The sequence below is a fragment of the Brevibacillus gelatini genome (assembly GCF_050920745.1).
In the GTDB taxonomy this organism is placed as follows: Bacteria; Bacillota; Bacilli; order Brevibacillales; family Brevibacillaceae; genus Brevibacillus; species Brevibacillus gelatini.
The window spans coordinates 3,926,197-3,950,447 of record NZ_CP154342.1 but is presented as its reverse complement, the minus strand read 5'-3'; the positions used below and the strand labels follow the sequence as shown (position 1 = coordinate 3,950,447).

Annotated in this window: 30 protein-coding genes and 1 riboswitch; of the genes, 29 read left to right on the top strand and 1 reads right to left on the bottom strand. The window is 52.9% G+C overall.

Annotated elements, in window-relative coordinates; translation table 11 throughout:
• Window positions 1-88: 88 nt before the first annotated feature.
• The gene (locus AAFJ72_RS19050; protein ID WP_432775294.1) at window positions 89-811 is read left to right on the top strand and encodes a DUF421 domain-containing protein; all 723 of its coding nucleotides are present in this window, start codon (window positions 89-91) and stop codon (window positions 809-811) included.
• Window positions 812-1,019: 208 nt separating this feature from the next.
• Here AAFJ72_RS19050 and AAFJ72_RS19045 read toward each other — a convergent pair whose 3' ends face one another.
• Entirely contained in the window at window positions 1,020-2,258 is a 1,239-nt protein-coding gene (locus tag AAFJ72_RS19045; protein WP_432775292.1) for an ATP-binding protein, read from the bottom strand.
• Between the two features lie 201 nt (window positions 2,259-2,459).
• Window positions 2,460-2,581, top strand: a riboswitch (SAM riboswitch).
• 121 nt (window positions 2,582-2,702) lie between these two features.
• Between AAFJ72_RS19045 and AAFJ72_RS19040 the strand changes: the two genes are divergently transcribed.
• The 28 genes from AAFJ72_RS19040 (at window position 2,703) to AAFJ72_RS18905 (ending at window position 24,195) form a co-directional block, all read left to right on the top strand.
• Entirely contained in the window at window positions 2,703-3,725 is a 1,023-nt protein-coding gene (locus AAFJ72_RS19040) for a sugar ABC transporter substrate-binding protein (RefSeq protein WP_122903723.1), read from the top strand.
• 76 nt (window positions 3,726-3,801) lie between these two features.
• A complete protein-coding gene (locus AAFJ72_RS19035; RefSeq protein ID WP_432775291.1) occupies window positions 3,802-5,292 on the top strand; it encodes a sugar ABC transporter ATP-binding protein in 1,491 nt (496 codons plus the stop codon).
• Between the two features lies 1 nt (window position 5,293).
• The gene (locus AAFJ72_RS19030; RefSeq protein WP_122903725.1) at window positions 5,294-6,292 is read left to right on the top strand and encodes an ABC transporter permease; all 999 of its coding nucleotides are present in this window, start codon (window positions 5,294-5,296) and stop codon (window positions 6,290-6,292) included.
• A 180-nt stretch (window positions 6,293-6,472) separates the two neighbouring features.
• Window positions 6,473-7,216, top strand: a complete 744-nt coding sequence (gene map, locus AAFJ72_RS19025) for a type I methionyl aminopeptidase (protein WP_122903726.1) — start codon at window positions 6,473-6,475, stop codon at window positions 7,214-7,216.
• 209 nt (window positions 7,217-7,425) lie between these two features.
• Window positions 7,426-7,983 carry a DNA-3-methyladenine glycosylase I gene (locus tag AAFJ72_RS19020; protein ID WP_432775290.1) on the top strand — a complete coding sequence of 186 codons (558 nt, stop codon included), beginning with the start codon at window positions 7,426-7,428 and terminating at the stop codon, window positions 7,981-7,983.
• Between the two features lie 544 nt (window positions 7,984-8,527).
• Window positions 8,528-8,752 (top strand): hypothetical protein, encoded by a 225-nt coding sequence (locus AAFJ72_RS19015; RefSeq protein ID WP_432775288.1) that lies wholly within the window; start codon window positions 8,528-8,530, stop codon window positions 8,750-8,752.
• Window positions 8,749-8,949 carry a hypothetical protein gene (locus AAFJ72_RS19010; protein ID WP_432775286.1) on the top strand — a complete coding sequence of 67 codons (201 nt, stop codon included), beginning with the start codon at window positions 8,749-8,751 and terminating at the stop codon, window positions 8,947-8,949. Before AAFJ72_RS19015 ends, AAFJ72_RS19010 begins: the two co-directional genes overlap by 4 nt.
• A gap of 157 nt (window positions 8,950-9,106) precedes the next feature.
• A complete protein-coding gene (locus AAFJ72_RS19005) occupies window positions 9,107-9,448 on the top strand; it encodes a sigma-70 family RNA polymerase sigma factor (RefSeq protein WP_432775285.1) in 342 nt (113 codons plus the stop codon).
• A gap of 35 nt (window positions 9,449-9,483) precedes the next feature.
• A complete protein-coding gene (locus tag AAFJ72_RS19000; protein WP_268871431.1) occupies window positions 9,484-9,609 on the top strand; it encodes a hypothetical protein in 126 nt (41 codons plus the stop codon).
• 68 nt (window positions 9,610-9,677) lie between these two features.
• Window positions 9,678-10,355 (top strand): hypothetical protein, encoded by a 678-nt coding sequence (locus tag AAFJ72_RS18995; RefSeq protein WP_432775284.1) that lies wholly within the window; start codon window positions 9,678-9,680, stop codon window positions 10,353-10,355.
• 170 nt (window positions 10,356-10,525) lie between these two features.
• Window positions 10,526-11,122, top strand: a complete 597-nt coding sequence (locus AAFJ72_RS18990) for an RNA polymerase sigma factor (RefSeq protein ID WP_122903732.1) — start codon at window positions 10,526-10,528, stop codon at window positions 11,120-11,122.
• On the top strand, window positions 11,079-12,002 hold the full coding sequence (locus AAFJ72_RS18985) for a hypothetical protein (RefSeq protein WP_432775283.1): 924 nt from the start codon (window positions 11,079-11,081) through the stop codon (window positions 12,000-12,002). Before AAFJ72_RS18990 ends, AAFJ72_RS18985 begins: the two co-directional genes overlap by 44 nt.
• 218 nt (window positions 12,003-12,220) lie before the next feature.
• On the top strand, window positions 12,221-12,673 hold the full coding sequence (locus AAFJ72_RS18980; protein WP_432775282.1) for a hypothetical protein: 453 nt from the start codon (window positions 12,221-12,223) through the stop codon (window positions 12,671-12,673).
• Window positions 12,673-12,855, top strand: a complete 183-nt coding sequence (locus tag AAFJ72_RS18975; RefSeq protein WP_432775281.1) for a hypothetical protein — start codon at window positions 12,673-12,675, stop codon at window positions 12,853-12,855. Before AAFJ72_RS18980 ends, AAFJ72_RS18975 begins: the two co-directional genes overlap by 1 nt.
• Window positions 12,856-12,857: 2 nt before the next feature.
• Window positions 12,858-14,195 (top strand): phage tail sheath subtilisin-like domain-containing protein, encoded by a 1,338-nt coding sequence (locus AAFJ72_RS18970; protein WP_432775280.1) that lies wholly within the window; start codon window positions 12,858-12,860, stop codon window positions 14,193-14,195.
• Window positions 14,196-14,648 carry a hypothetical protein gene (locus AAFJ72_RS18965; protein WP_122903737.1) on the top strand — a complete coding sequence of 151 codons (453 nt, stop codon included), beginning with the start codon at window positions 14,196-14,198 and terminating at the stop codon, window positions 14,646-14,648.
• Between the two features lie 12 nt (window positions 14,649-14,660).
• Entirely contained in the window at window positions 14,661-15,041 is a 381-nt protein-coding gene (locus AAFJ72_RS18960; protein WP_122903738.1) for a phage tail assembly chaperone, read from the top strand.
• A 227-nt stretch (window positions 15,042-15,268) separates the two neighbouring features.
• Window positions 15,269-17,602, top strand: a complete 2,334-nt coding sequence (locus AAFJ72_RS18955; protein WP_432775278.1) for a hypothetical protein — start codon at window positions 15,269-15,271, stop codon at window positions 17,600-17,602.
• Complete coding sequence (locus AAFJ72_RS18950; protein ID WP_122903740.1) at window positions 17,599-18,192, top strand: hypothetical protein; 594 nt, start codon at window positions 17,599-17,601, stop codon at window positions 18,190-18,192. The genes AAFJ72_RS18955 and AAFJ72_RS18950 overlap by 4 nt, the downstream gene beginning before the upstream one ends.
• A gap of 13 nt (window positions 18,193-18,205) precedes the next feature.
• Window positions 18,206-19,159 (top strand): XkdQ/YqbQ family protein, encoded by a 954-nt coding sequence (locus tag AAFJ72_RS18945; RefSeq protein ID WP_432775277.1) that lies wholly within the window; start codon window positions 18,206-18,208, stop codon window positions 19,157-19,159.
• Window positions 19,160-19,161: 2 nt separating this feature from the next.
• On the top strand, window positions 19,162-19,410 hold the full coding sequence (locus tag AAFJ72_RS18940) for a hypothetical protein (protein ID WP_432775276.1): 249 nt from the start codon (window positions 19,162-19,164) through the stop codon (window positions 19,408-19,410).
• Complete coding sequence (locus AAFJ72_RS18935) at window positions 19,410-19,847, top strand: DUF2634 domain-containing protein (protein WP_432775275.1); 438 nt, start codon at window positions 19,410-19,412, stop codon at window positions 19,845-19,847. Before AAFJ72_RS18940 ends, AAFJ72_RS18935 begins: the two co-directional genes overlap by 1 nt.
• Window positions 19,835-20,650, top strand: coding sequence for a baseplate J/gp47 family protein (locus AAFJ72_RS18930; protein WP_432775274.1), 816 nt, complete (start codon window positions 19,835-19,837; stop codon window positions 20,648-20,650). Before AAFJ72_RS18935 ends, AAFJ72_RS18930 begins: the two co-directional genes overlap by 13 nt.
• Window positions 20,647-21,219, top strand: a complete 573-nt coding sequence (locus AAFJ72_RS18925; protein ID WP_432775273.1) for a hypothetical protein — start codon at window positions 20,647-20,649, stop codon at window positions 21,217-21,219. The genes AAFJ72_RS18930 and AAFJ72_RS18925 overlap by 4 nt, the downstream gene beginning before the upstream one ends.
• Window positions 21,216-21,533 (top strand): hypothetical protein, encoded by a 318-nt coding sequence (locus AAFJ72_RS18920; protein WP_432775271.1) that lies wholly within the window; start codon window positions 21,216-21,218, stop codon window positions 21,531-21,533. The genes AAFJ72_RS18925 and AAFJ72_RS18920 overlap by 4 nt, the downstream gene beginning before the upstream one ends.
• Window position 21,534: 1 nt before the next feature.
• Window positions 21,535-21,807 carry a hypothetical protein gene (locus AAFJ72_RS18915; protein WP_432775270.1) on the top strand — a complete coding sequence of 91 codons (273 nt, stop codon included), beginning with the start codon at window positions 21,535-21,537 and terminating at the stop codon, window positions 21,805-21,807.
• A gap of 58 nt (window positions 21,808-21,865) precedes the next feature.
• Entirely contained in the window at window positions 21,866-24,001 is a 2,136-nt protein-coding gene (locus AAFJ72_RS18910) for an Ig-like domain-containing protein (RefSeq protein ID WP_432775269.1), read from the top strand.
• Window positions 23,998-24,195, top strand: a complete 198-nt coding sequence (locus tag AAFJ72_RS18905; protein WP_432775268.1) for a hypothetical protein — start codon at window positions 23,998-24,000, stop codon at window positions 24,193-24,195. The genes AAFJ72_RS18910 and AAFJ72_RS18905 overlap by 4 nt, the downstream gene beginning before the upstream one ends.
• The last annotated feature ends 56 nt before the right edge of the window (window positions 24,196-24,251 follow it).

Here is a 24,251-nt window from a genome sequence, read left to right as displayed (position 1 = left end):
GCGCTTCGCCGGGAAACCAGCTCGCATAATTGATGCCAAAAGTTTTCATAGTAAAAGGAGGAAAGACTTGCGGGCAGGGGGAGTTTTTGTGGATTTGTTCAATGAGAGCTTGGTTGTAGTCGGGCGCGTATTTACGATTCTGCCGCTGCTATTGATCGTGACGCTGTTCATGGGAAAGCGCTCGATTGGCGAGCTGCCTGTCTTTGATTTTATGATTATCCTTACGTTGGGTTCTGTGACCGGGGCCGATATTGCCGAGCCGAATGTCCACCATCTTCCCATCGCGGTGGCGATTGTGGCCCTCGGCGTGCTGCAGCGCCTCGTGTCGCAGTGGTCGATTGTGTCCAGGCGCTTTGGGAAAATGGTCACGTTTGAACCGACGGTCGTTTTTTACAACGGCAAGTTTCTCGTCCATCAGTTGAAAAAGATACGCTATTCGCTCGATAATGTGCTGCAAATGCTGCGGGAAAAAGACATTTTTGATCTGGCAGAAATTGAAATGGCCATCATCGAGGCCAATGGCCGTTTGACCGTATTGAAAAAATCGGCGCAGCAGCCAGTGACGAGACAGGACTTGCAAGTCCAGACTGCTTCGACGGGCATCTCCCTGCCTGTCATTGTCGAGGGGAAAATATATCCGGATGCGCTGAAGTACCGCGAACGTGACGAAGAGTGGCTGTTGCAGGAGCTGAAAAAGAGAGGCGTCGCGGTCGAGGACGTATTTCTCGCCACGCTGAATCGGCAAAACGAGTTGCTGTTATTTGAAAAGCAGCCGAACAATCTGCAGCAGATTCCGCCCGTTCAGCATTGAAGGGAAGGCAACTGTTTTCGGGTGAAGCAAGACCGGGACCGGCAGTCTGGGAGGCGATGGTCAGGAGCGCTTGTGCTTCATCACCTCCCCGTCCATTTGTCCGTCGCAAGCGAAATGATCCCGCTCTCAGGGGGCGTACCTTTCCACGAGGGCTGAGCATGTTTTCATGGCCAGGCTTTTTCACCTGACCGCTACTGCGACCTGGCCGCTACTGCGGCTGATGATACGGAAACGTAATCGTGAACTTCGTACCGACCTTTGGCTTGCTCGACACGCTCACCGAGCCGCCAAACGCGCGGATGACGTGATAGGAATAAGTCAGGCCGAGTCCGGTGCCGCTTGTTTTGGTCGAAAAATAAATCGTGCCCAGTCGCTTGATCTGTCCCTCGTCCATGCCGATGCCGTTGTCCTTGATGATGAGGAGCGCGTTGTTTTTTTCAATCAACAGCGACAGAACGACTTTCCCGTTGGCCGTCTCCGCGCATGCTTCGATGGCATTTTTTACAAAGTTTACCAGCACCTGCTTGAACTCGTCGGGATTGGCCATGATCGTGACGGGCTTTTCATATGCTTGCAACTCCAGCTCGATGTTGTGCATGTTGGCAAAAGGCAGCATGACCTCGCGGACGACATAGAGCTGCTCGCACACGTTGATAAGCTCGTTGCGCTCCTTGAGCGGCTTGGACAGCGCGAGGTACTCCGTCAAAATCGCTTCCGTGCGCTGGATCTCGTCCAGGCTGATGCGGATGTACTGCTCGGCTTTCGCAATGTTTCCCGCGTCTTCCTGCATCAAGCGCAAAAAGCCTTTGACGGCTGTGAGCGGGTTTCTCACCTCGTGCGCCAGTGAAGCCGCGACGTGGCTCATCGTCTCGATCTTTTCGTTTTGTGCGTGGCGAATGAACAATTCCTTGTCTGATACGCATTTGCTAAATAACGACATCAACAGCCAGATGCCGACGATATTTTGAACGGGGATCACGAACACATGATAGGCAAGCTGATGGGATACATGGGTGGGAAAGTTAAGATAGGTCAATCCCAATTCTATCAGGGAAAAGAGAGCACCCGTCAAAAGAGTATACAGTGTTTTTCGATAACTGGCTTTGTAGCGTTGATAGATCAGGAGGGAGATCGCGAATGCGGTGGCTATCATGAGCATGGCGACCCACGTGTCTTCACCGCCCAGATAGTAGCGGTACAGCACTGATTCGATCAGCACGACCGAGGCGATTCGTACCCCGCCGTAGATCAAGGCGAAGAATACAAAAATAAATCCCTCAACGGCGCTCGACGCGAAGGTCATCGCCAGAAACACGCAGACAGAACTGGTGACGAGAATAAAGGAACGACTGTAGTTACACATTCGGTCGCGGTAATAGATATTAAACAAAACAAACGGCGTCAGGGCAAAAAACATTTGCAAGATTACTTCTTTTAATAGACTCATCGGACATCTCCATCGCAAATTTGCATGGCTTTGGCTTTAATCTACCATATGTCGACAAGACTTTACAAAAATTCCTCCAAAATTTAGACATAAAGTTGGGACTACTTGGAGGACAAAAGTTTGAAAAACCTAGTTGACAGATGGGTAAAACAAGGATTATAGTCTGTATATATTCCGAAAACGTTGTGAAAATAAAAACTACTCTTATCCAGAGAAGGCTGAGGGAATGGCCCTATGATGCCCGGCAACCTAGCTGGCAGGATGATCTGACTTGCGAGCCAAGGTGCTAACTCCAACAGGTAGCGATACCTGACAGATAAGAGGCGCGAATCTTGTCGATCAAGCCTCTTTCATCTGTTGAAAGAGGCTTTTCCTATTGGAAGGTTGGAAGGTCGTCGCCTCCCCAGCTTGAAGCTCAGCAGGAAAGAAAAAGGGGGAATTTTCATGAAAAAGAAACTGGGTCTTGTCACATCAATTGTACTGGCTGCGTCGCTGGCCTTGACCGCTTGCGGCGGAGGAGCGGACACCCAAAATCAGGCGGGAAGCGGCGCTTCCGGCGGCGAGAAACCGAAGCGCATCGCCCTGATTATGCGCCAAAACGTCGGCACATTTTCTGCCCAATACATTAACGGCGTGAAGCAGGAAGTCGAGAAAAACGGCGGCGAGCTGACCGTATTCAACGCGGATACCGATTTGTCGAAAATGGCTTCCAACCTCGACGCTGCGGTGAACCAAAATTTTGACGGCATCCTGATTGACCACGGTACGGCAGAAGCGCTGCAGCAGGGCACGCAAAAAGCAGTCGACAAAAAGATTCCGGTCGTGCTGTTCGACACCGATATTAAGCTGCCAGGCGTACCTGTCGTTGAGCAGGATGACAACAAGCTGGCCGAGCTGAGCCTGGAGAAGCTGGCTGCCGATACGGGCGGCAAAGGCAACATCGTGAAAATTTGGGTAGCAGGCTTCGCACCGATGGAAAAACGCCAGGTAACGTATGAAGCCTTCCTGAAAAAATACCCGGATATTAAGGAAATCGCCGCATTTGGCTCGGCAACGAACAACACCGCGCTCGATACGCAAGCACAGATGGAAGCGATTTTGAAAAAGTATCCGAACAAAGGCGATATTACAGCCGTATGGGCATCGTGGGATGAATTCGCCAAAGGGGCAACCCGTGCGATCCAGCAAGCAGGCCGCACCGAGATCAAGGTATACGGCATCGACCTGAGCGACGAAGACCTGCAGCTGATCCAGGAGCCGAACTCTCCTTGGGCCGCGACGGCAGCGGTAGATCCGTCGAACATCGGTCGCATTCATGCGCAAACCGTTTTCCAAAAAATCAAAGGTGAGCAGGTGCCAGACAGCGTGAAGCTGAACCCGGTGCTGGTCAAACAGGAAGACTTGCCAAAGGATAAAAAAGTAACGATGGGCGACCTGTCCCAATACGTGCCAGAGTGGGGCAAGTAAGCAAATAGAGCTGGTTGATTTGGCTATTCCCGTTGCTTCTGTCAACGGGAATCTTGTTTATTTGGGGGTGCGAAAAGTGTCCAGCTTGCAGATGAAAGGGATTGTGAAGCAGTTTTCCGGCGTACCCGCGCTGCGCTCCGTCGATTTTGAAGTCAAGGCCGGCGAGGTGCACGCACTGCTCGGGGCGAACGGAACGGGAAAAAGCACCCTGATGAAAATTCTCACGGGTGCGTATCAGGCGGATGGCGGAAGCATCGTGATTGACGGCAAGGAAGTCTCCATCCAGTCGCCGCAGGATGCGAAAGCGCTGGGCATCCAGTGTGTCTACCAGGAAGTCGACACGGCGCTGATCCCGTATTTGAGCGTGACGGAAAACATTTTGCTCGACCAGATCGTGTCCAAAAGCAGCAAGGGACTCATGAACTGGCAGAGGCTGCACAAGGAAGCGGAAAGCATTTTGCAAGGCTTCGGCTTTTCCATCCCGGTGCGCATGCTCGTCGAGGAATGTTCGCTGTCGGAAAAGCAGTTGATCCTGATTGCCCGCGCGACCGTGCAAAAAGCGAAATACGTCATTTTTGACGAACCGACAGCTCCTTTGAGCACGAAGGAGAGCGAGCGGCTGTTTCTCATCATCGACCAATTGAAAAAAGCCGGGGTCGGGATCATCTATATTTCCCATCGGCTGCCGGAAATCTTTGAAATCTGCGACCGGATCACCGTCATGCGCGACGGCCAGTTGATTGCAACAAGCGAGACAGCCGCTACCACGATGGATGAAGTCATCGGGAACATGCTGGGCAAAAGCTTCGATGAAGAGTTTCCGAAGGTGGAGGTACCGATTGGCGAGCTGATCCTGGAAGCGGACGGGGTGGCTGGCGGCAAGGTTCGCGGTGTTGATCTGAGCGTTCGCGAGGGCGAAATCGTAGGTGTCGTAGGACTGGTCGGAGCAGGGAAGACGGAACTGGCCCGTTTGTTGTTTGGAGCCGATGCGGCCGAGGCTGGCCGGGTCAGGCTGAAAGGCAAGGAGGTACGTCTGCGCTCGCCAAAGGACGCCGTTGATGCAGGAATCGTCCTCGTCCCGGAGGAGCGGCGAAAAGAGGGCATTTTTGTCGAGGAATCGGTGAAAAACAACCTGTCTGTCTCCACCTTGTGGAAATGGTCGCATCTCGGGTTTATCCGCAGGGGAGCCGAGGCTGGGCAAGCGCGAGAGCTGGTGCAGCGACTGGGCGTGAAGACGGCGGACATCGGGCAGTTGGTCGGCTATCTGAGCGGGGGAAACCAGCAGAAGGTGGCGATTGGAAAATGGCTCGACACGGACGCGCAAGTTTTCATGTTTGACGAACCGACCAAAGGTGTCGATATTGGCGCAAAAAGCGATATTTATCGCCTGATCGGAAAGCTGGCGGAGCAGCGCAAGGGCGTTTTGTACTTTTCCTGCGAATTTGCGGAGGTGCTGGGCATCGCGGACCGGATTCTCGTCATGTTCGAAGGGAAAATCGTCCGCGAGCTGAGCCGGGCGGAAGCAACCCAGGAGCGGATTATGTATTATGCAAGCGGAGGTGAGTAACGTGGAGGGCAAAAAATTCAGCTTGTTTGATTTTATTTACAAATACGGTACTGTGGCAGTCATTGTGATCGTCATGCTGTTATTCAGTCTGACCAACCCGTATTTCTTTACCTATGACAATATCACGGACATTTTGCGTTCGATCTCGATCGTGACGTTTGTCGCCATCGGCGTTACGTTTTCCTTGATTGTCGGGGGCTTTGACCTGTCTGTCGGCTCGACGGTATCGCTGACCACCGTCGTTTCGGCTTCGATGATGGTCTGGTACGAGCAGGGCGTGTTCGCCACACTGGTCGTCCCGATTGTGCTCAGCCTGATCGTCGGGCTGGTCAACGCGTTTCTGGTCGTCAAAATCCGGATTCCCGACCTGTTGGCGACGCTGGCGATGCTCTATATCGTCAACGGGCTGCACATGACGTATTCGAAAGGCTACTCGATCTACGCCAACATGCCGATGGAAGACGGATCGATGGCTCCGGGGAAATTCCAGGAGTGGTTTTTGTGGCTGGGACAAGGCAAAATTTTCTCACTGCCCGTGCCAGTTATCCTGACCTTTTTGCTGGTCGCGATTACCCACGTCTATTTGACCTACACCCGCCAAGGGCGGATGCTGTACATGACGGGCGGCAATCTGGAAGCGGCACGATTGTCCGGGATTCCGGTCAATCGCTACCGGACGCTTGCCTACGTGCTGTCCGCGCTGTTTGCCGGATTGGGCGGGATGCTCTTGGCGGCGCGGATCGGAACAGGCCAGGTGAGCAGCGGCAGCTCGATGCTGATGGATGCAGTGGCGGCGGCGTTTGTCGGTTTTTCCGTATTCGGCGCGGGCAAGCCGAATGTGTTTGGAACGTTCGTCGGCGCAATCCTGATCGGGGTGCTGCTCAACGGTATGACGATGCTCAACCTGCCTTACTTCGCCTACGATATTATCAAAGGGACAGTATTGGCGCTGGCGTTGGCTGTGACGTACTATCAGCTTCGCCGGAAAAGAAAAGCATAAAGAGGCATGCAGCCGGGAGCGTAAAAAGCAGGGCGTCAGGGAGAAGCTGGCGGCCTGCTTTTTTTTGCAAGCGGAATCTGCCTGTCTTGCCGAATGCGCGTGCAGGCTTTGTATTTGCGATTTTTGCGGGAAAATGCTCCAATAAAAGGGGGCATCATTTTCAATGAAGGAGGATACGGCATGTCGATTCAAAATGAACAAGATTTGCTCGCTTTGCAGCGGATTGGGAAAGTTGTCGCCGAAGCCAGGGAAGCGATGCTGAAAGCCGTTCGGCCGGGGATCACGACAAAAGAGCTGGATCGTATCGGCGGCGATATTTTGGCGAAGTACGGGGCGCGATCAGCTCCCCAGGTGACGTACGACTTTCCCGGCCAGACGTGCATCAGTGTGAATCACGTTGTGGCGCACGGGATTCCCGATGGGACCGTGTTGAAGGAAGGAGATATTGTCAACATTGATGTCTCCGCAGAGTTGGACGGTTATTTTGCCGATACTGGCGCTTCGGTTGTCGTGGGACAGGGAGAGCCAGTGAAGCAGGCACTGTGCAAATGCGCAGAGGAATCGCTGTACAAGGCGCTTGATGCGGCAAAGGCTGGCTCCAGGATGAGTCAGATTGGGCGCATCGTCCATAATGAAGCGAAGGCAAAAGGCTTTACGGTCGTCAAAAATTTGACAGGCCACGGCATCGGCAAAAGCTTGCACGAGGAGCCGGCGCACATCCTGAATTACTATGACAAATGGGACAAACGGCTGCTGACAGACGGGCTTGTGCTCGCTGTCGAAACGTTTATTTCCACAGGAGCCGAGTATGTAAAGGATGGCAAGGACGGCTGGGCTTTGGTGACTCCGGACAGAAGCTACGTCGCCCAGTACGAGCATACCGTCGTCATCACGCGCGGCAAGCCGATTATTTTGACAGCCTGATCGTTTTTTCGCACCATGAGCGGGGAGCTTCCCGCGCAGTGATTTTTTCATCGGAAAAAGTAAGGAGGCCCTATCGCACCAGAGCTGATGGGGTTTTTTTGTTGGGAAAAAATCGCTTGGATGGAACAAGAATATCTTGAAAAACTGGCAAAGATTATTTATGATTTGAATAGGAATATATGTTCGTGTTTTCCGGGAGGTCTTTTCCAATGAATCGATGTGGCTGGGTGAATCAGGATCCGTTGTATCAGAATTATCACGACAAGGAGTGGGGCGTGCCTGTCTACGATGACCGGCTGCTCTTTGAATATTTGAATCTGGAGGGCGCGCAGGCGGGATTGAGCTGGTATACGATCCTGAAAAAGCGGGAGAACTACCGTCGGGCGTTTGACAACTTCGAAGCGGAAAAAATCGTGCAGTACGACGAAGAAAAGATTCAGCAGCTTTTGCAGGACAAGGGCATCGTGCGGAACAAGCTGAAAATCAGGGGCGTCGTCAAAAACGCTCACGCCTATCTCAAAGTCGTGGAGGAATTCGGCTCCTTTTCCAGCTACATCTGGTCGTTTGTCGGCGGCAAGCCGATCCATAACCATTTTCAGGAGTTGAAGGACGTACCTGCCTCAACGGAAATCAGCGACAAGATGAGCAAGGATTTGAAAAAGCGCGGCTTCACGTTTGTCGGTTCGACGATCTGCTACGCGTTCATGCAGGCAGTAGGCATGGTGAACGACCACGTGGCGACGTGCGACCTGTATCAAAAAGACTAGGCAGGCGTCAAGCGGCCCAATATTTGGGACTGATGCATCCATGCGGAAATTCACGAAGAGCCAGACCTTTGACCAGATTGGAGAGGGCTGGCTCTTGCTGTTTTATGCCCGTGCATTTTGCTTGGGCGGACGGCAGATAAAAAGTTAGAAAAGTATGAGATTGGTGTACTTGTTGAAACGGCAGGGACAATTTTTCTGAACCTGGCAGGGCTATCGGCAAGCGTGATTCTGTGCAAACAGATCGCGCTTTTTTTGTGTGTTCAGCATAGCGAGACGTCGGGCGAAGCAGTCACAAAGCCTTGTGTCATTTGGCTGGAAAGACTGCGCTGACCGTTTGTCACAGCCTGGTTTTCTGCTGCGAACCTATCTGTTTTGGCGGGATCAATCCGTTGGAAAAACGCTGAAAAAAAGAATGGAAATAACTTGAACTTCCAGGTAAAGTATGAGATACTTGTACTAGAAAGAGAACAAACGTTCCTGTCTAACTTGTTGGGGAAGCGAAGCAATCCTGAGTGAATCACGGAATCAGAGAAGGAGTGAGGATATGCAAAAGCAACCAGCCCGGTTTACAGGCCGCAAAAACAAACCGACTGGCATCGCGCTGCCAAAGGCGCTGCGCGGAAGACGCCAGGATGCACTCACTGTCCTTGGCTTTTGGCTCCCCGCCAAGGAGAGTCTCGCCTTTGTTGGCAGCAGACCTGGAGCGAAAAGCATTCGAGGCAAGAAAGCAGTGCCGAAAAAAACTCAGCATGGGGCGAGCAACCGATGATGTCGATGGACTATGTACAGGTACTCGCTGCCGTTGTCTGTTTTCTCGTTTTGGTCGTCGCCTTCAAGCACGTCGATTTGCAAATTCGCATCAACAACATATTGGATCTGCAACTGAAGGCGAACAAGGAAAAAGAGGCAGAGTCGATTGAGAAAAAAAGCGATCCGCCTGCCGCTGACGAAAAGCCGTGCGAATAAGAGAAAACATGGGGGAAGGGGATTTTTTCGCAAATGATAAACGTAGCATTGATTGGAGCCGCTGCCCTGTTGATCGGGGTTATTATCGGGCAGATCATTTTATCGGATAAACTGCGCAAGTGGTGAGTAGATACAAATCTTTTTGAGGTGTTCGGGGATGGAAAAGAGCGAGAACTTGCTGAATCAATGGCTGCAACAAGTGAGAAGAATTGCCTGGCGATTGCAGTACAAAGAGAAAAAGAAGTGGAAACATGAAGGCTTGCTGCATGAGGAAGTGGTGGGGAAAGACCCCTTTTCCGCGGTCATTTCTGATTTGCATGTGGAACAGCTTCTCCAGCAATTGCCTGCGCGACCGGAGTACATTATTCGCAAGATAGTTATCGAAGGCAGGACAGAACAAGAGGTAGCCAATCAGTTGAACATGTCGCGACAAGGGGTGTCAAAATGCAAGCGAAAGTACCTGCGCATCATTGCAGCCAACATGAATCTTTCGATGTGATTTTTGAGCGGGCGAGGTCCGGTGATAATGGGGCCATGCTGCAGGTTCTGGACTTGCTTCAACCAGAGATGGAGCGAATGGCCTGCTTTATCAAAATGCCGCGTGAGGAATCGATTCAGGAAATCAAAAGTCAGCTGATCGAACTGATTCGCAAAAACTAGGCCGGGTGCGCCAGAACTTGCTGAGGGTGATCGTCTCACTTTATATAAAGAAACCAGGGGGAGAGAAAATGACGGCAACGACGATGATGGATAAATCCATGTTGATGGAAGCGGTTTGCGAGGGGTGCCCGGCGACGTGCTGGGGCAAGCGGACGCACTGCCAGGTTCACGACCTGCACATTGGCAAAGTCGAAGCGTGCCCGGAATGGGACAGATATTTGCTCCAGCAGCAAAACCAACCACGGCTGTCAGTCCAAAAAGAGCCAGGCAAGAAACGGGAAATCCTCTCCGACTGGAATGAGCTGGCGCCAGCCCTCTCAATTGTGCAAAAGACAGAGGAGGAAATTCGCGATTACAGCTACATGCAAATCGAGATCGCGCGCATCCAGCGCTATTTGCGGGAAGCGGGCGAAGGCATGGTCAGCCAGTACGGATTGGACTCCGCGCTGCCAAAAGGCCAAGGTGTCCACAGCGACAAAACACACGCCGAGGCCGTCCGCCGGGAGCGGAAGCAAAAACGCCTAAAAAGCTTGCAGGACAAAATTGAGCGCATCAACCGGGCGGTAGAGACGATCCGCAGCGAGCAGGAGCGGTTGATCGTCGAAGCGCTGCTGGATGGCGAGAAAAACAACGGCATCGCCAAGACGCTCGGGGTATCGCGTCAACGCTATTACGAGATCAAGCGGAGCGCCGTCATGAAAATGGCCTGGGCGATGTACGGGGATGAGATGCAGCAGACGGGATGAGTTCATAAAGACTCGACTTTGGTGAGAAACAGCGCCAGGGTCGAGTCTTTTTTTGCCGTTGTTTGTCGCTGATATTTTGTAAAAGGAGGGAATGTCCCCCATAGAAAAATTTTGAAGTGTCACGTTTTCCAGCTCATGTTTCGTTATTCATAGTGAAAGGGGGGAATTCAATGGAACATGAAACTCCAGAGCATATTGTCCGATCAATTCTGGATGGGGAGATTGAAAAATTTGAACTTCTTGTGAGGAGATTTCAGACTCCCATCTTTCGTTATTGTTATCACATGCTTGGCCACCGGGAAGAAGCCGAAGATACTTCCCAGGAAGTATTTTGGAAAGCCTATTGTCATCTCTCCAAATACAAGCAGGAAGTGCCTTTTACGGCATGGCTTTATAAGATTGCTTACCACAGCTGCCTTGATGTCCTGCGGAAAAGAAAGAGATCCAAACTGCTGCCATTTCTTTTCCAAAATGAGAAGCAAGCATCCAATGTCGAGCAGCATATAGAAGACGTCTACTTCAGTGAGTCTGTATACCTTGCCTTGAGCAGGCTTTCACTGGAAGAACGAACACTGCTCATATTACGTGGGGTGGAAGAGAAGACGTTTGAAGAAATCAGCATCATCGTCAATAAAAAATCAGCGAGCTTACGAAAAAAGTACGAACGTACCGTGGCAAAATTTCGGCTGAATTACGCCAAAGTGGAAGGGAGGGAAGAGAAGGATGCTAAGGAAAAATGCAGACCGAAGTTTGAAAGAACTATTTGAGGACGAGCGAATTCCGGAAGTAGACCTTGTAAAAAGCGTAATGGATAGAATTTATTTGGATAAAAACAGAAAAGAAGGATTTTTTATGAAATATAAAGTCAGTATCGCGATTGGTTTAGGGATTGTTTTGATGGGAACAACTGGGCTTGCCGCAATGAACGCCTACCAATTGTATAACGAGGAAGGCAAGGTCATTTATCAGGAAAAAGATATTGCGGAATCGCAAGCACCCATAAAAAACCCGGATGAAGAAATGCAGGCATTTATGGGCAAGATGGCGGAAATCGAAGATAGTTTACCAGCCGGTACTGCGGCTGCTCTCTATATAAAAGATCACAATCCGAAAAAACGGGTTGTCACTCTTTCAAAGCCCTTTGTTTTTCAGGATCACGCAGCTCTCCAACAAAAATTGGGGACATTAGTCAAGGTACAGCCTGAATTGCCGGGGGGATACAAATTTAGTACAGCCTCCGTTGATTACTTGGTGAACCGGGATTACAAAAAGGATGAGTTGTATGCGCTGGCAAACATGACGGATGAAGAGTACGTGTTAAAGCCGCTATCTTTTACAGATACCATCTCGTCGATAGAGATCACGTACAAGAATGGGAACGATGCGTTGATTCTGAAAGTGACGCCATTTGAGGACGCGGTGGACAATACGGTGTACCAAGCTGACCTGGATCAAACAAAGAAAGAAAAAATTATCTTCAAGCAAACGGAAGCCCTTTTTTCTGAACACCCAAATCAGGATGGGACAGAAAAGGAATTACGTTGGGTGCAAAAGGTAAATCGTACCCCATTCTTGTTCATCGTTCAGACGAGTGCAAAAAATTTGAGCAAGGACAGCATCATCAAAGTGATGGAATCTTTCCTGTGATTGGGCGACAGACCCACGGCTGACACAACTTGACACTCCCTGACACTCCCGTAAAAAATCCACTTCTGCACGCGCTTCGCGTTATAATGGATTCAAGCGAATCAGGCAAGAACCAAACGAGCCATCTGGTGACGAAACCGGGTGGCTTTTTCTGTTCGCTAATTTGTCAGAAGGGAGTTGGCACGTGGCGAAGGACGAGAACAAAGGGAGGTGGGAAAATGGAGGATCGCGAGCTCGCCGTCTTGACCGAGCTGATCGAAGAAGCGTATCCGCAACTGGCAACGGTTGTGAATGTGGATGACTGGATGGCCCAGCGTTTTTCCCTGCCAGCGGCGTTTCTGATGACACGGGGAATCGGTGAAACAGGCCGGAGTCACACTTCCTATCAGGTGGAGGTTGAGGCGGTCATTGTGCTCCATTATCCCAAAGTAGAAGGTGTGTATCAGAGGCTGTCGGCCGAGCCGCTGCGCCAGCTTTTGCGCCAGTCGCAGTACAGCTATCGGGGCAAAGCGTCCGGGCTGTCCATCGAAATCGACAGCTCCACGCTGCGCATCTGGCGGGATCGACGGGACCGCACCGAGATTGCGTTTCGGTTCACGTACATTGTGACGGTTCCGCGAGAGGATGCAGCAAAAATCAACGAATTTGAGATCGAGGAGGGACATTCCTAGTGGCCAAAAAAGAACAGCAGCCTGATGTTGTGAAAACCAAGCAGGAGTGGATTGAGAGCGCCGCTTACCTGGAAGCCGAAAGGTTCGAGGTAGCAGGCGCTCTTTTTCTGGCAAAAGATCACGAACGGTTGCCGGAAAGCCAAGTGAAAAATCGATTGAACAAATACAAAGGCGGGGTGTAATCATGACCATTCAACGTGAACGGCCGGGGGTAACGGTCGAACTGATCGCAAAAGCAAAAGAACGCGTCGTGCCAAAGAGCGGCGTTGTGTTGGTTCCGTACCAGGCAGAGTGGGGAGCGCCGGACGAGCTGGTGAAGCTGGGCAGCTACGAGGAGCGCATGACGGAAACATTCGGCAAGGTCGATACAGTGGAACTGGCGGCGGAGGGGGGCGCGACGATTTTGGCCTACCGCATGACAAACGGCAGCGCCAGCAAAGCTGCTTACGAACAGGCTGACGCAATCCGAATCGAGGCGCTTTATCCGGGCCTTTTGGGCAACGATTTGCGGGTTGTCATCAGCGCGTCCACCTCTGAGCCAGGCAAAAAGGAGTTGCAAGTAAAAGGGCCGCTGCAAACGGAGAAGTTTTCCTTTGCCAATGCGGATGAGCTGGTGGAAAAGACTGGCCAATCCGTTTACGTGCGTGTGCAAAAGTTGGGAGAGGCGGCGATTGCGACAGCAGCCGAGACAAATCTGACAGGCGGGACAAGCGGGACGGTCGCGCTTGCTGCGGCTGATGCGACCAAGCTGTTTATGGCTGTTTCCGGCGCTGATTTTGACGCGATGTATTTGCCATTCGATGATCCGGCTGTACAGGCCGCGGCCAAGCAGTTTATGAGCGATCGCCGGACGCTTGGCAAAAAGCTGAGCACACTGGTCATCGGCGGCAAAGCAGTGGAAGACGAGAACATGGAGAAGCACGTGGAGCGCTCTGTCGCACAAAACGCGCGCTTTGTCGTCAACTGCGCCATTGCAGGCCAGCACAACAACGGAAACACCTACGGAAGCCTGGAGTGGGCTGCGTGGGTAGCGGGCATGATCGCGGCGACGCCTGCCCATGAGTCCTTGACGGCGGTTGTCGTCCCGCTGAAAAAGGCACGGAAGGATTGGGGCCACAGCGATATTTTGCGTGCGCTCGGCTCCGGTACGCTGGTGGCGACGCGCGATGGCGATGTGTACATCATCGAGAGTGCGGTCAACACGCTGTCTGTGCTGGGCAACCATGAACGCGAAGACTACGGCAAAATCCGCGTCAGCATGACGCTCGATCAGATCGTCAACGACATCAATGCCGTGGGCAAAAAGTACAAAGGCAAGCTCGGCAACAACGACCTTGGCGGCGCGGTGTTCGTCTCTGCGGTCAACGCCTATATGACCGTTCGCGAGCAGCAGGGCGCGATTGAACCAGGCTGGACGTTTACCGACAAAAAGAACGGCAGCGGAGATCGCCGCGGCTTCCAACTGTCGGCCAAGCCGCTCGATGCCATCGAATACTTTGACATTGACTGGGAGGTGCTGTAATTGGCTATTGCACGCGATATTAAACTGAAAAATTGCCAGGTTTACGATGAAAATGGAGATCCGATCTACGGGACATTGGAAGGGAAAATGGTCCTCAAGGTCGAGTACGGCGACACGAACCGTCTGCAAAAAGGAAAAATCCAGACGGTCAACGACTGGCATGTCGAGGTGACGCTGAAAATTACCGCCACCAACGCTGCCCTGAAATACTATGTCGTCGAGCAACTGACGCAGGGCAAGACACCCGTTCTGCCGTTTTTGATCGGCGAGACGCTGGACAAGGAAGCGGGCAATTCCGAGCGCGTCCGCATTTCCAACATTGTGCTCAATCCGGAAGAGATCACGCTGTGGGAAGCGAAGGCAGACGGCAACGACCACGCTACCTACGACCTGAAAGGCATGTCCATCGACAAGCCGGACTACCTGGATGAATTGCCAACCTACGTGGAATAGGAGGAAAAAAGAATGAACAAGCTGCAAAAATATTTGGCAAAAGCGAATGAACAGGCCCCGCGCAAAGAAGTGACTGTCGTCATTGACGGCGACGAATGGAAAGTACGCCAACTGAACCTGACTGAGCTGCGCGAATGCGAACGCATGGCGGACAAAGGAGAGCGAACAGACTGGTTCCTGTACAACGATGCCCGGATTGTGAAGGCGACCGAGCACGATTTTCCATGGAACCAGGAAGAACTGAAAAAGGCGTACAAAGTCGGAACGAAGTACGAGCTGGTGGAAAAGATTTTCCGCGACAATCCGGAAGGCTACAGCAAGCTGCTGCAAGCGGTGCGAGAAGTAAACGCGGGCCAGTCGGAGGAAGCGGCCATTGAAGAAGCAAAAAACTGATCCGATCTGACGGCGAGGCCTGGCATATGTGCCGCGCCTTTTTAAAGGGCAGGGGCCGTCCGTCAGATCTCCTGGAGTACGAAGTGGATGCGTACAAGCAAAAGCTGTTTGTGATAGCTTGTCAGATGATCGAGCTGGAGGATGAGGAAAAGGCTGGGTGATGGTACTCGGCCTTTTTCCATTTGGCTCGCGCTTCGTTTCAGATCGAGCGACAGGAGGTGAAAGGATTGGCAACAGATGTTGCGAGACTGAAAGAAATGCGCAAGGAAATGAACAGACTGGTGAAGGAAGCAGGCGGGCTGGCAAAGGAAGTAGACCGGACCAGCCGGGGACTACAGCGCATGACCCGGCAATTTTCTGCGGGAATGGAGCAGATGAAAGAGGACATGCAAAACATCCGAAACAGCCTGAACGAACTGAACCAGGTGAAAGTAAAGCCGAAAGTGGAGTTAGGGGAAGTCACCAGCAAGCTGAACGACTTGAAAACAGAGTTGGCGGCTGCCGGCGGGCTTTTGACCGGACTTGCGATTGGCACGACGCTTGATGGAGCCAAGACCGAAGCGCAGGCGGCGGCACGGGAGCGGGCACTTTATGCGGCCAGAGGGAAAACAGAGGAAGAAATGCGGCGTTTTGACGAGCTGGCCAAAAAGATGACGACGCTCAATCCGCACATGAAAGCTTCCCAGGCGATGGCCCTCATCGCCAAAAGCGAGAACTACCACCCGAACTTCGCGCTGGAAGCAGCCAAGCTTGGCGTCACGACGCGGTTTGCTCCGGAAGACAGCGTGAAAATGATGGCGGCTATTGGCGGCACGACTGACACGGACAGCGCCGTGCGACTGGCAAATGCGCTCCAGTACATGAACAACACGGGAGAAGGCAATCTCAGCGTCAAGCTGGTCGAGTCCATCTCGCAATTCAACACGCAAAATGGCAAGCTGCTGAATACGCCGGAAAAGCTGGCCGCCGTGGTGGGGGAAATCGGCAAGATGTCCAGGGAGGAAAAGTCGTTTGGCAGCCTGCTGAAAAAGACACAGGAGTTTAGCGGAAGCGGAGAGCTGGCTCGTCTCCTGCAGTCCCGGTACGAAGCACAAGGCCAAAGCGCCGCAGAGGCCAGGAAGCGGGCGGAGGATGAGGCGAAGAAGATCAGCCAGGGACTGGCCTCAGCCGATAAAGACGAGCAGCAAATCGCGCTCGGAAAAACATTGATGTCGATTGCGGCCATGACGGACAAGGCCGCCCAGCAACAGGCGATGGCGAGCCTGGGAGGAAGTGCCGGGTCGGCTGTCGAGAAAACGGTCAAAATCGCCGGGGGCGAGATAAGCCCGCAAGTCGGCAACGAAGCCGACAAGTCTTACGCCGCAGCGACCAAGGCAGATCCGTTTTTTGCCTCCATGCAGGCGCAGACTGCGGCGAAGAACGAGGCCATGGAGGCCATCGGCAAAATTGCCAAGGACCTGTCAGGTGTTTCTTCGCTGATTTCCAATACAGCGGCATCATTGACCGGGTGGTTCAACAGTTGGTCAGACTCGGTCAGACAGTCTGCCGTGTATATCATCGGGACCTTGGCTGTAGGAACCACAATGGCTATCCAGCTGGCAAGCATGTGGGGAAAAGCAAAAGCCTTCGCTGCCTCGGCGCGCGAATGGTGGGGCAGCAGAGGAAAAAAAGGAGCAGCGGAAATGACGGCAGGCGGAAAAGGCGATTGCTGTTGCTGCTGCGCAGGCTCTGGTGCAGGGCCCGACATGGGCAAGAAACCGAACGGTGCTTCCGGGCCGAAGAAAGAACAGTCGAAACATGCAGCGCCGTCTGCCGGAAACAAGCCTGCTGCAGATACTGCCGGAAAGAACGCAGCTCCATCCGCCGGAAATAAGGCTCCCCATGACGCTGCCGGAAAAAACGCAGCCCCACCTGCTGCCCCTGCCCAAAACAGGCTTGAGCCAGACAGCGGCGGCCCGGCTGGAGCGGAAAAAGCAGGTACAAAAGGCTCCTGGAAAAATATTGCCAAAGCGGGTCTGAGGAAGTTGCCGCTCGTTGGAGGGCTGCTCAGTCTGACGACGATTGCCGGATCGGAAAACAAGGTGGAGACAGCAGCAAAAGTAGGTACAGAAGCGCTTGGCGGCTGGGGTGGCGCTGCCGCCGGAGCCGCGCTGGGCGCTACAGTCGGTTCTGTTATCCCAGGAATTGGAACCGCAATTGGGGGAGCGATTGGCGGCATTGTTGGCGGTTTCGGCGGCTCTATGCTAGGCAGCATGGTCTTCGACAAGGCCAAGGAGTGGTGGCAGGGCAGCGAACGGCCATCCCCATCCCCGCCATCGGCTGCATTGCCGAAACAGCCTGCCCCTCATTATTCTCCAGCGGCAAACGCCCAGTCCGGGCCGCAGAGCGTCTCCCTGACGCTGCCGCAAGTGACGGTTTCCTTGCATGCAGCAGGCGTGCTGCAAGACATCCCGACGATGCTGAAAATGCTCAACGATCCATCTGTCGGCCAGCGAATCCGCGCCATTATCGAGAAAGCGCTGCTGGATGCATTGGAGACGAGAGGAGGAGTGACCACATGATCCGGATGCAAGGCAAATATACGTTGACATTCCCGGTCACGCCTGCTGAAATCCAGTTTCGCGGATACGGCAACGATGTAGAAGCGACCACGTCCATCACGCTGCTGGCCGGAAACCGCATCTCGGCCAGACGGCCAAAAGCGATCAGCTTCGATTTCTTTTTGCCCGGTGACATTTCAGCTCCGTACATCGAGGTAAAAGGTTATCAGGGGCCAAGGGCGTGGCTTGCCGGACTGGACCGTCTGACGGGCTCAGAGGTGCTTTTGACCATCGACGAGCTGGATCTTGCGTGGAATGTGCTCATCGGGCCGTGCGACGGCAAGTTTCAGGGAAAAAACGTCGACTTTCACGGCTCAATTGAGCTGCCGCTGTTTGTCAAGGACGAGTTCATCACCTGGAGCAACCAGACGCAATTGCTCTCGCCGGGTGCCGTCATCTCGCGGCAGCAGCCCGCCCGCCCGAATACAAGCGGCAAGGTAGCGAAAAAAACGCAGAAGCAAAGAGCGCTGGCGCAAACAACCGACAGCAAAAAATCGGAGGACATGCGCATGCGCATCCAAAAAAAGCTGGAAGACGCACGCGGCTTTTAACGGAGATGATGAGATGAAAGTCATATACGGCAAGGAGCAGACCCGCTACGACCTTTCTTTGGCTGTCACGGAGCTGTCCTGGTCTTCGTCCCGCGGCCAGATTGCCCAACAGGCAGAGTTGAAAATCAAGGAGGCCCCGCCGCTGCAAACGGCGGGCTTTCTCATGCTCTTTTCAGGCGAGCAGCTAAAGGAAGCGCAGCAATTTTTCCACGGCCCGCTTGTCCGCCTGGAGCGCGACGACCGGACAGGAGACTTGTCCGCAACCGCATACGAGCTGGGCTGGTACCTGCAAAAAAACGAAATCTCGCGGATCAAGCTGAACGGCGATGCCGGAACCGAACTTTCGCGCATCATCAAGGCGGCGGGAGTCAACTTCAGTTGCCCGCCCTTTGGTTTTACGGTCAAAGAGCGCGTTTTCCCGCAATCGTATACGTCGTTGTTCACCTCGCTGACAGAACAAGCCTACGAGAAGACGGGCATCCGCTATTTCGTGCAGTACCAGCGCGACAAGCTGACCGTTTTGCCGGAGGGAAAAAACAGCATCGTGCCCATGTTCAAGGCAAGCATGCTTGCAAGCAGCTCGACGGGAGAGAGCATCGAGGATGTCTACACGGTTGTCACCGTAGAACGCTATCGGGGCGATCAGGTGGCGAGCAGCGCGACGAAGGCAAACGAGAGCCTCGTCAAGCAGATTGGCCGCATGCAAAAGGTCATCGACGCGGGCGAGGACAAAAATGTAGCCGCTCTGGCCGCAAAACAGCTTGCCGAGCTGTCCAAAATCCCCCGGACGCGCTCGATTACCGTTCGGCATGAGGACGAGCAAGCGGCGCGGCTTCGCGCGGGCTGGCTGGTCAAGATCATGGAAAAGAACAACCAAACGATTACCGACTGGATCGTCACCAGCTGCCAGGCGCACTGGAAAGGCGGCCAATACACGATGGATCTCCAGTTGGAAAGGAGGACGTAACGATGCAATCAGTTATTGCAAAGCTGAAAGGATACACCCGCGACGGCCTGAATAACACGCAGGGCGAGCTGGGACGGCTTTTGTCGCTGTCCCCGCTGTCTGTCAAGCTCGATGAAGACCCGACGCCATTGGAGCCAGACGAGATTGTCGTCCTGCGCTCTGCCCAATTGCGCCAGGAGGATGTAGGCAAAAAGGTCGCCGTGCTTCATTGCACAAACGATCAGTACCTTCTGCTCGGGGTGGTGGAGTGATGTTTCCACAGTTGCAAGGCACGGAAGAGAGCCTGCTCCCGTCCAAGGCGGATGTGCCGATTCCCTGGACGTATCGGTTCGATTGGGAAACCAAGCAGTTGATGCAAGGCCCGGATGGCAGGTATGTGCGCACGAAGACATACGAGGAATACTTGCAGGAAGCGGTGCAAAAAATTCTCCGCACCCGCCGTTTCCGCTACGCGATCTACTCGGAGCGGTACGGCGTCGATTTTTTGGCCGAAAAAGGCAGAATGCGCTCGGGCTTGTCGCTGTCTGTCATCAAAGCGCAAGCCGAGGAAGCGCTGGAAGCCCACAGCGAAATTGAGCGGGCGCAGGTGCAGGACATTCGCTTTCAGGGAGACAGGGTCGTCATGCATTTGGAGATTGAAGGAGTTCGCGGCACAACCCGAATGGAGGTGGATGCATGGAAACGTTAATAAAGCCGGAGATGCCGATTCTCCGCGAAACGCCGGAGCAAATCTACCAGCGGATGGCAAACCGGATGGCGGCGCTCGCCCAGAAGCGCGGGGAGACGCCGCCGGCTACAGATGAGGGGGAAATCCATTACGATTTGGCTTACCCGATTGCAGAAGAGCTGAGCGAGCAGCAGCAGCTTTTGGAATACGGCTTTTTGCAAGGCTTTCTTCCCTGGGCGGACGGCGAGTTTTTGGATGCGGCAGGCGTCTTTTTCGGTCTGACTCGCAATGAGGAAGAGACAGACGACGCCTATCGCCAGCGACTCATCGACCGGGCGCGCAGCGATGAAGGCGACGGACGCCGCCAGGACTACGAGCGTTGGGCGCGGAACGTGGACGGCGTAGGCGGAGCCGTTGCGATTGAAAAGGCGCGGCACGATCTTTCCATCGACGTGTTTATCACGGACCTGGAAGGACAGCCCGCCACTTCTGAATTGGCCGCGCAGGTTCGCAGCAAGCTGGAAGACAAGCGGCGTGCGCTGCACGACCTGCAGGTGCTTCCGGCGAATATTTTCCCGGTAACAGTCGCCGTGAAGGTCATTTTGCGACCGGAAGCCGAACTGGCCCAAGTCGAAGAACAAATCGCCTCGCAAGTGAAAACGTACCTGAAAGGGCGCTCCCAGATCGTGTATCAGCAGATCGGGGCGCTTTTTTTCGTGGACGGCGTAGAGGATTTTACCGATTACACGCTGAACGGCGGCGAAGCCAACCTGACCGTGCCTGCTGATTGTGTCGCCACTCTGCAACTGGTGGTGACGGCATGATCCCTGAACGGTACAGGCAGATGCTGCCGCCTTACTGGTATGAGAATGAGGTTGCGGAGTATCATTTTGAGGGCGCGGCGTCGGCGGTAGATGCGTTTAACACGCAGCGGGAAGACCTGCTGCGGCAGTTCAGTCCGTTGTCGGCTACGTGGGGATTGGATATTTGGGACTGGATTTACTTCGGGAAAAAGCAGCTTTTGAGTGTAGAGGAGCGGCGCAAGAACATCCAGCAGAAGCATTGGGCGTACCTTGGGTTTACGCCGAGCGTGCTGCGGGCGATCGGTTACAGTTCGTCGGACACTAAACGAGTACGGATGATCGAGGATTTTGATAATAAAGTAATCCGGTATGTTTACCTGGTGGAGGATCTTTTCGATACCAAAAACGCTGTACAGGCTGTCGAGAAAATCCGGCCTGTTCATTGCAATGGGGTTGCTTTTGAGCCTGTGTCAGCGGAGCGCATCGAGCTGCGGGACGTGCTGGTCGTTGGAGTGAAGGAGTATCACAAGGTAAGGGAATTTCGCGTGGGGATGACCCCGATTAAACGATACGAGGAGGTCGTCAGATGATTGCACAGAGCTACTTGCAGACTGTACGGGACGATCTGCTGGCGCGGGTGACAGGCGGGGATATTTTGCTGAACGATACCGTTTCTGTTCCTGTTCGGGCTGTAGCGATCTCGTCGCATCCGGTTGCTGGTATGCAGGATGTGATTGCGCTGCAGGTTTCCGCGCAGTACGTTGCCAGTGTTCCGGTGATTACGAGCGCTAAGTTGCGGACCAGCACGGGTGCGGTCGTTGCGGAAAAGGCGGTCGGCATCGAAATGGACGGGGCGCAGTTTGTGGATCTGACGTTTGTTTTTGAAGTGAAAGGAGGGGCATAGGGTGACGTACATTGCAAAGACGGACTGGAAGCAGGATGATCCGGTAACGGAAGTGGATATTAATCGGTGGGAGCAAGGGATTGCAGACGCACATGGACAGATTGCTGTTCTCGCAGCCGACGTCTCGAACCTGAAAACGCGCGTGAACGTGATGGAGAGTACGTTGCCGGAGAATTTTTTGTATAACCATTTCAAGGATGACTTGTCTACGATTGAGGGAATTAAGGTGATTCGAGGCTACTATAACGAAGCGCAGAGTCGGTTGGAGGTGTAGGAAAAATGAGTAATCCTGCCGATAACGGTTTCCATTTTGAGACGGGAGGGGGAGGAACATGGCGAGAATCACAACACCGGTAACGGTTGTCAACCAGCCGTATGACACGTCCGGCAACGGCGGGCGAAAATTAGTTCGATTGAGCAATGGGTGGTTTGTTGCGGCGATAAGAAATACATCCGACTTGAAAGTTTACTTTTTCAAGTCTTTAGATAATGGGCAGACATGGCAGCGGATTGGGTGGACTTATGCAGGAGTAACGGATGTAGGTAACTTTGCAATTGCATGTAAAGATACTATAGTGTATCTAGTTCAATTTAGCGGAACTGCGGGTGACTTTTACAAATTTGATGCTGCGACACAAACGGACTCCGAGATTTCCAGGGTCGCTTTTATCGAATCAGGTCAAAACGATATTGGCCCCGGGGTCTCCCTCGCCATCAACGAAGCAGGAACTGAACTCCACGCAGCATGGGCATCAAAAAACAGCAATTACCCTAACTCGTTCAACATCCGTTACGCAAAGGGAATTGTTGATGAGAATGGAAATGTGACGTGGGGTAGTGTGACGCAGGTTACAGCCAATGGCGGAACTAATATACACGCCCAGAATCCATGCATTGTTGTTCGAAATGATAAGCCTTTCATTTTCTGTGAAAATTCTGCTAGTAGTAGGCGAATTATGGTTTTCACAACTACTTTTACGACACAAGAGCTTACTGGTAGTGCTTTCCCTGTAAATGGATTTGGCAACAAAACAGTTTACGTAGTTACTACTTACCCTCAATCCAGCCCCTGTGCTGTCGTAGATAATGATGGTGTGATCCATGTGGTGTGGCATGGGAAGGATTCTACTCAAAATATAGAAAACATCCGTTACAGTAAATCAATAGATGGTGGCGTAACATGGGCGACTATGGAAAAACTAACTAGCGAAAGCACGTTTGCCCAATATGGAGCTACTATTACAGTAGATTCAAAAAATAGACTCTATGTCTTTTTTGCAGGTGGAACAACATCTGGACTTCCTGAAAATATCAGAAGGATTATTTACGATGGTTCATGGGGTTCAATTGAAAAAATTACGAATAATACTACGGCTGGCGCACATGCGCATTATCCATCTGTAATGGAAAAAGAACATAATAGTCTTATAGGTTGGATTTATCGAGATACACAAGCATCTGCCGTTAAATTCGACTCAATTATACTGAATCAATCTCCAACCATTACACTTACAAACCCTTCGGATAATCAAACATTAGCGGAAGTCCACCCCCTCCAGCTCGAAGGCTCCGCAACCGATTCAGACAACGGCAATGTAGTGACCATCAAGTACAAGATCAACAACAGCACGCCAAGGGCGTTGCAATCCGGAGTATCCAACGGAAGCACGCCTATTTCTTTTGCCAAGAGCCTTACCTACAGCAACAAGCGTCTGTGGGACGGCTCCACGGACGTTACGGGCGTCGACCTGGCGGAGAACACCGACCACACGCTAACAGTATGGGCCGAGGACGACAAGGGTGGCAAAAGTGTCGAGGTCGCCCGAAAATTCCGAGTGATCTGGAACCGCCCGCCTACGATCAGCGGCGAAAATGGCAATCTTGGAACGATCACGGAGCGACCGACAATCACCTACTCAGCCACCGATCCAGAAGGCAACACCTTCACCTTTACAGAGTACCTCAACGGCCAGCAAGTCAGGTCTTTCACAGGCGAAGCAGGCCAGGAATACACCTTCCAGTTGACACACGATGCATGGATCAGGCTTGATCTGGACGTGCCGCACCAGGCGAAAATCGTCGCTACGGATAGCGCGGGCATGTCGTCAGAGCGCGTGTACACTTTTACGCGTACCGAAACACACATCGAGTTCATGCTGGACTATGACAATCCAGATGTACAAGCCTTTTTCACCGTCGACGGCATGCCCAATCGAATCCTTGTCACGCTGGAGCGATACTTGCCGCCTGGCTCCTCGATTGAGAGCGTACGGGTCACAAACAACTATCTCGATGCACAGCCAACGTGGGAGGATGCTACCGGGGCTGTCATCGGCGGACGTGGTTATTTGTTCACCAACACGACCAAGACGGCTGACGACTGGGCTGTTTGCGTATGGGTGACGATTGCCAAAGGCTCTGCCGATCAGCGGGTACATGTCTACGGATACGGAGGTGCGTTCGATTGATGAAGTTCAGCAATCAAGAGTCCATTACAGAAATCCGGAAAAAGCAGCAGGAAACGCCGGAACAGAAGATCGTCAGGCTGGAAGCGGAGCTGGCAGCCGAAAAAGAAGACAAGCTTACGATCATGGAGGCCACTGCTCAACTGTATGAGGAGTTGCTTCATCTGAAAGAACAGCTGATGGGAGAAACATCGTAGTAGCCGCAAGCTACGATCGTGCGGTCAAGACAGAAAGGCGGGAATTAAGTCAGGCC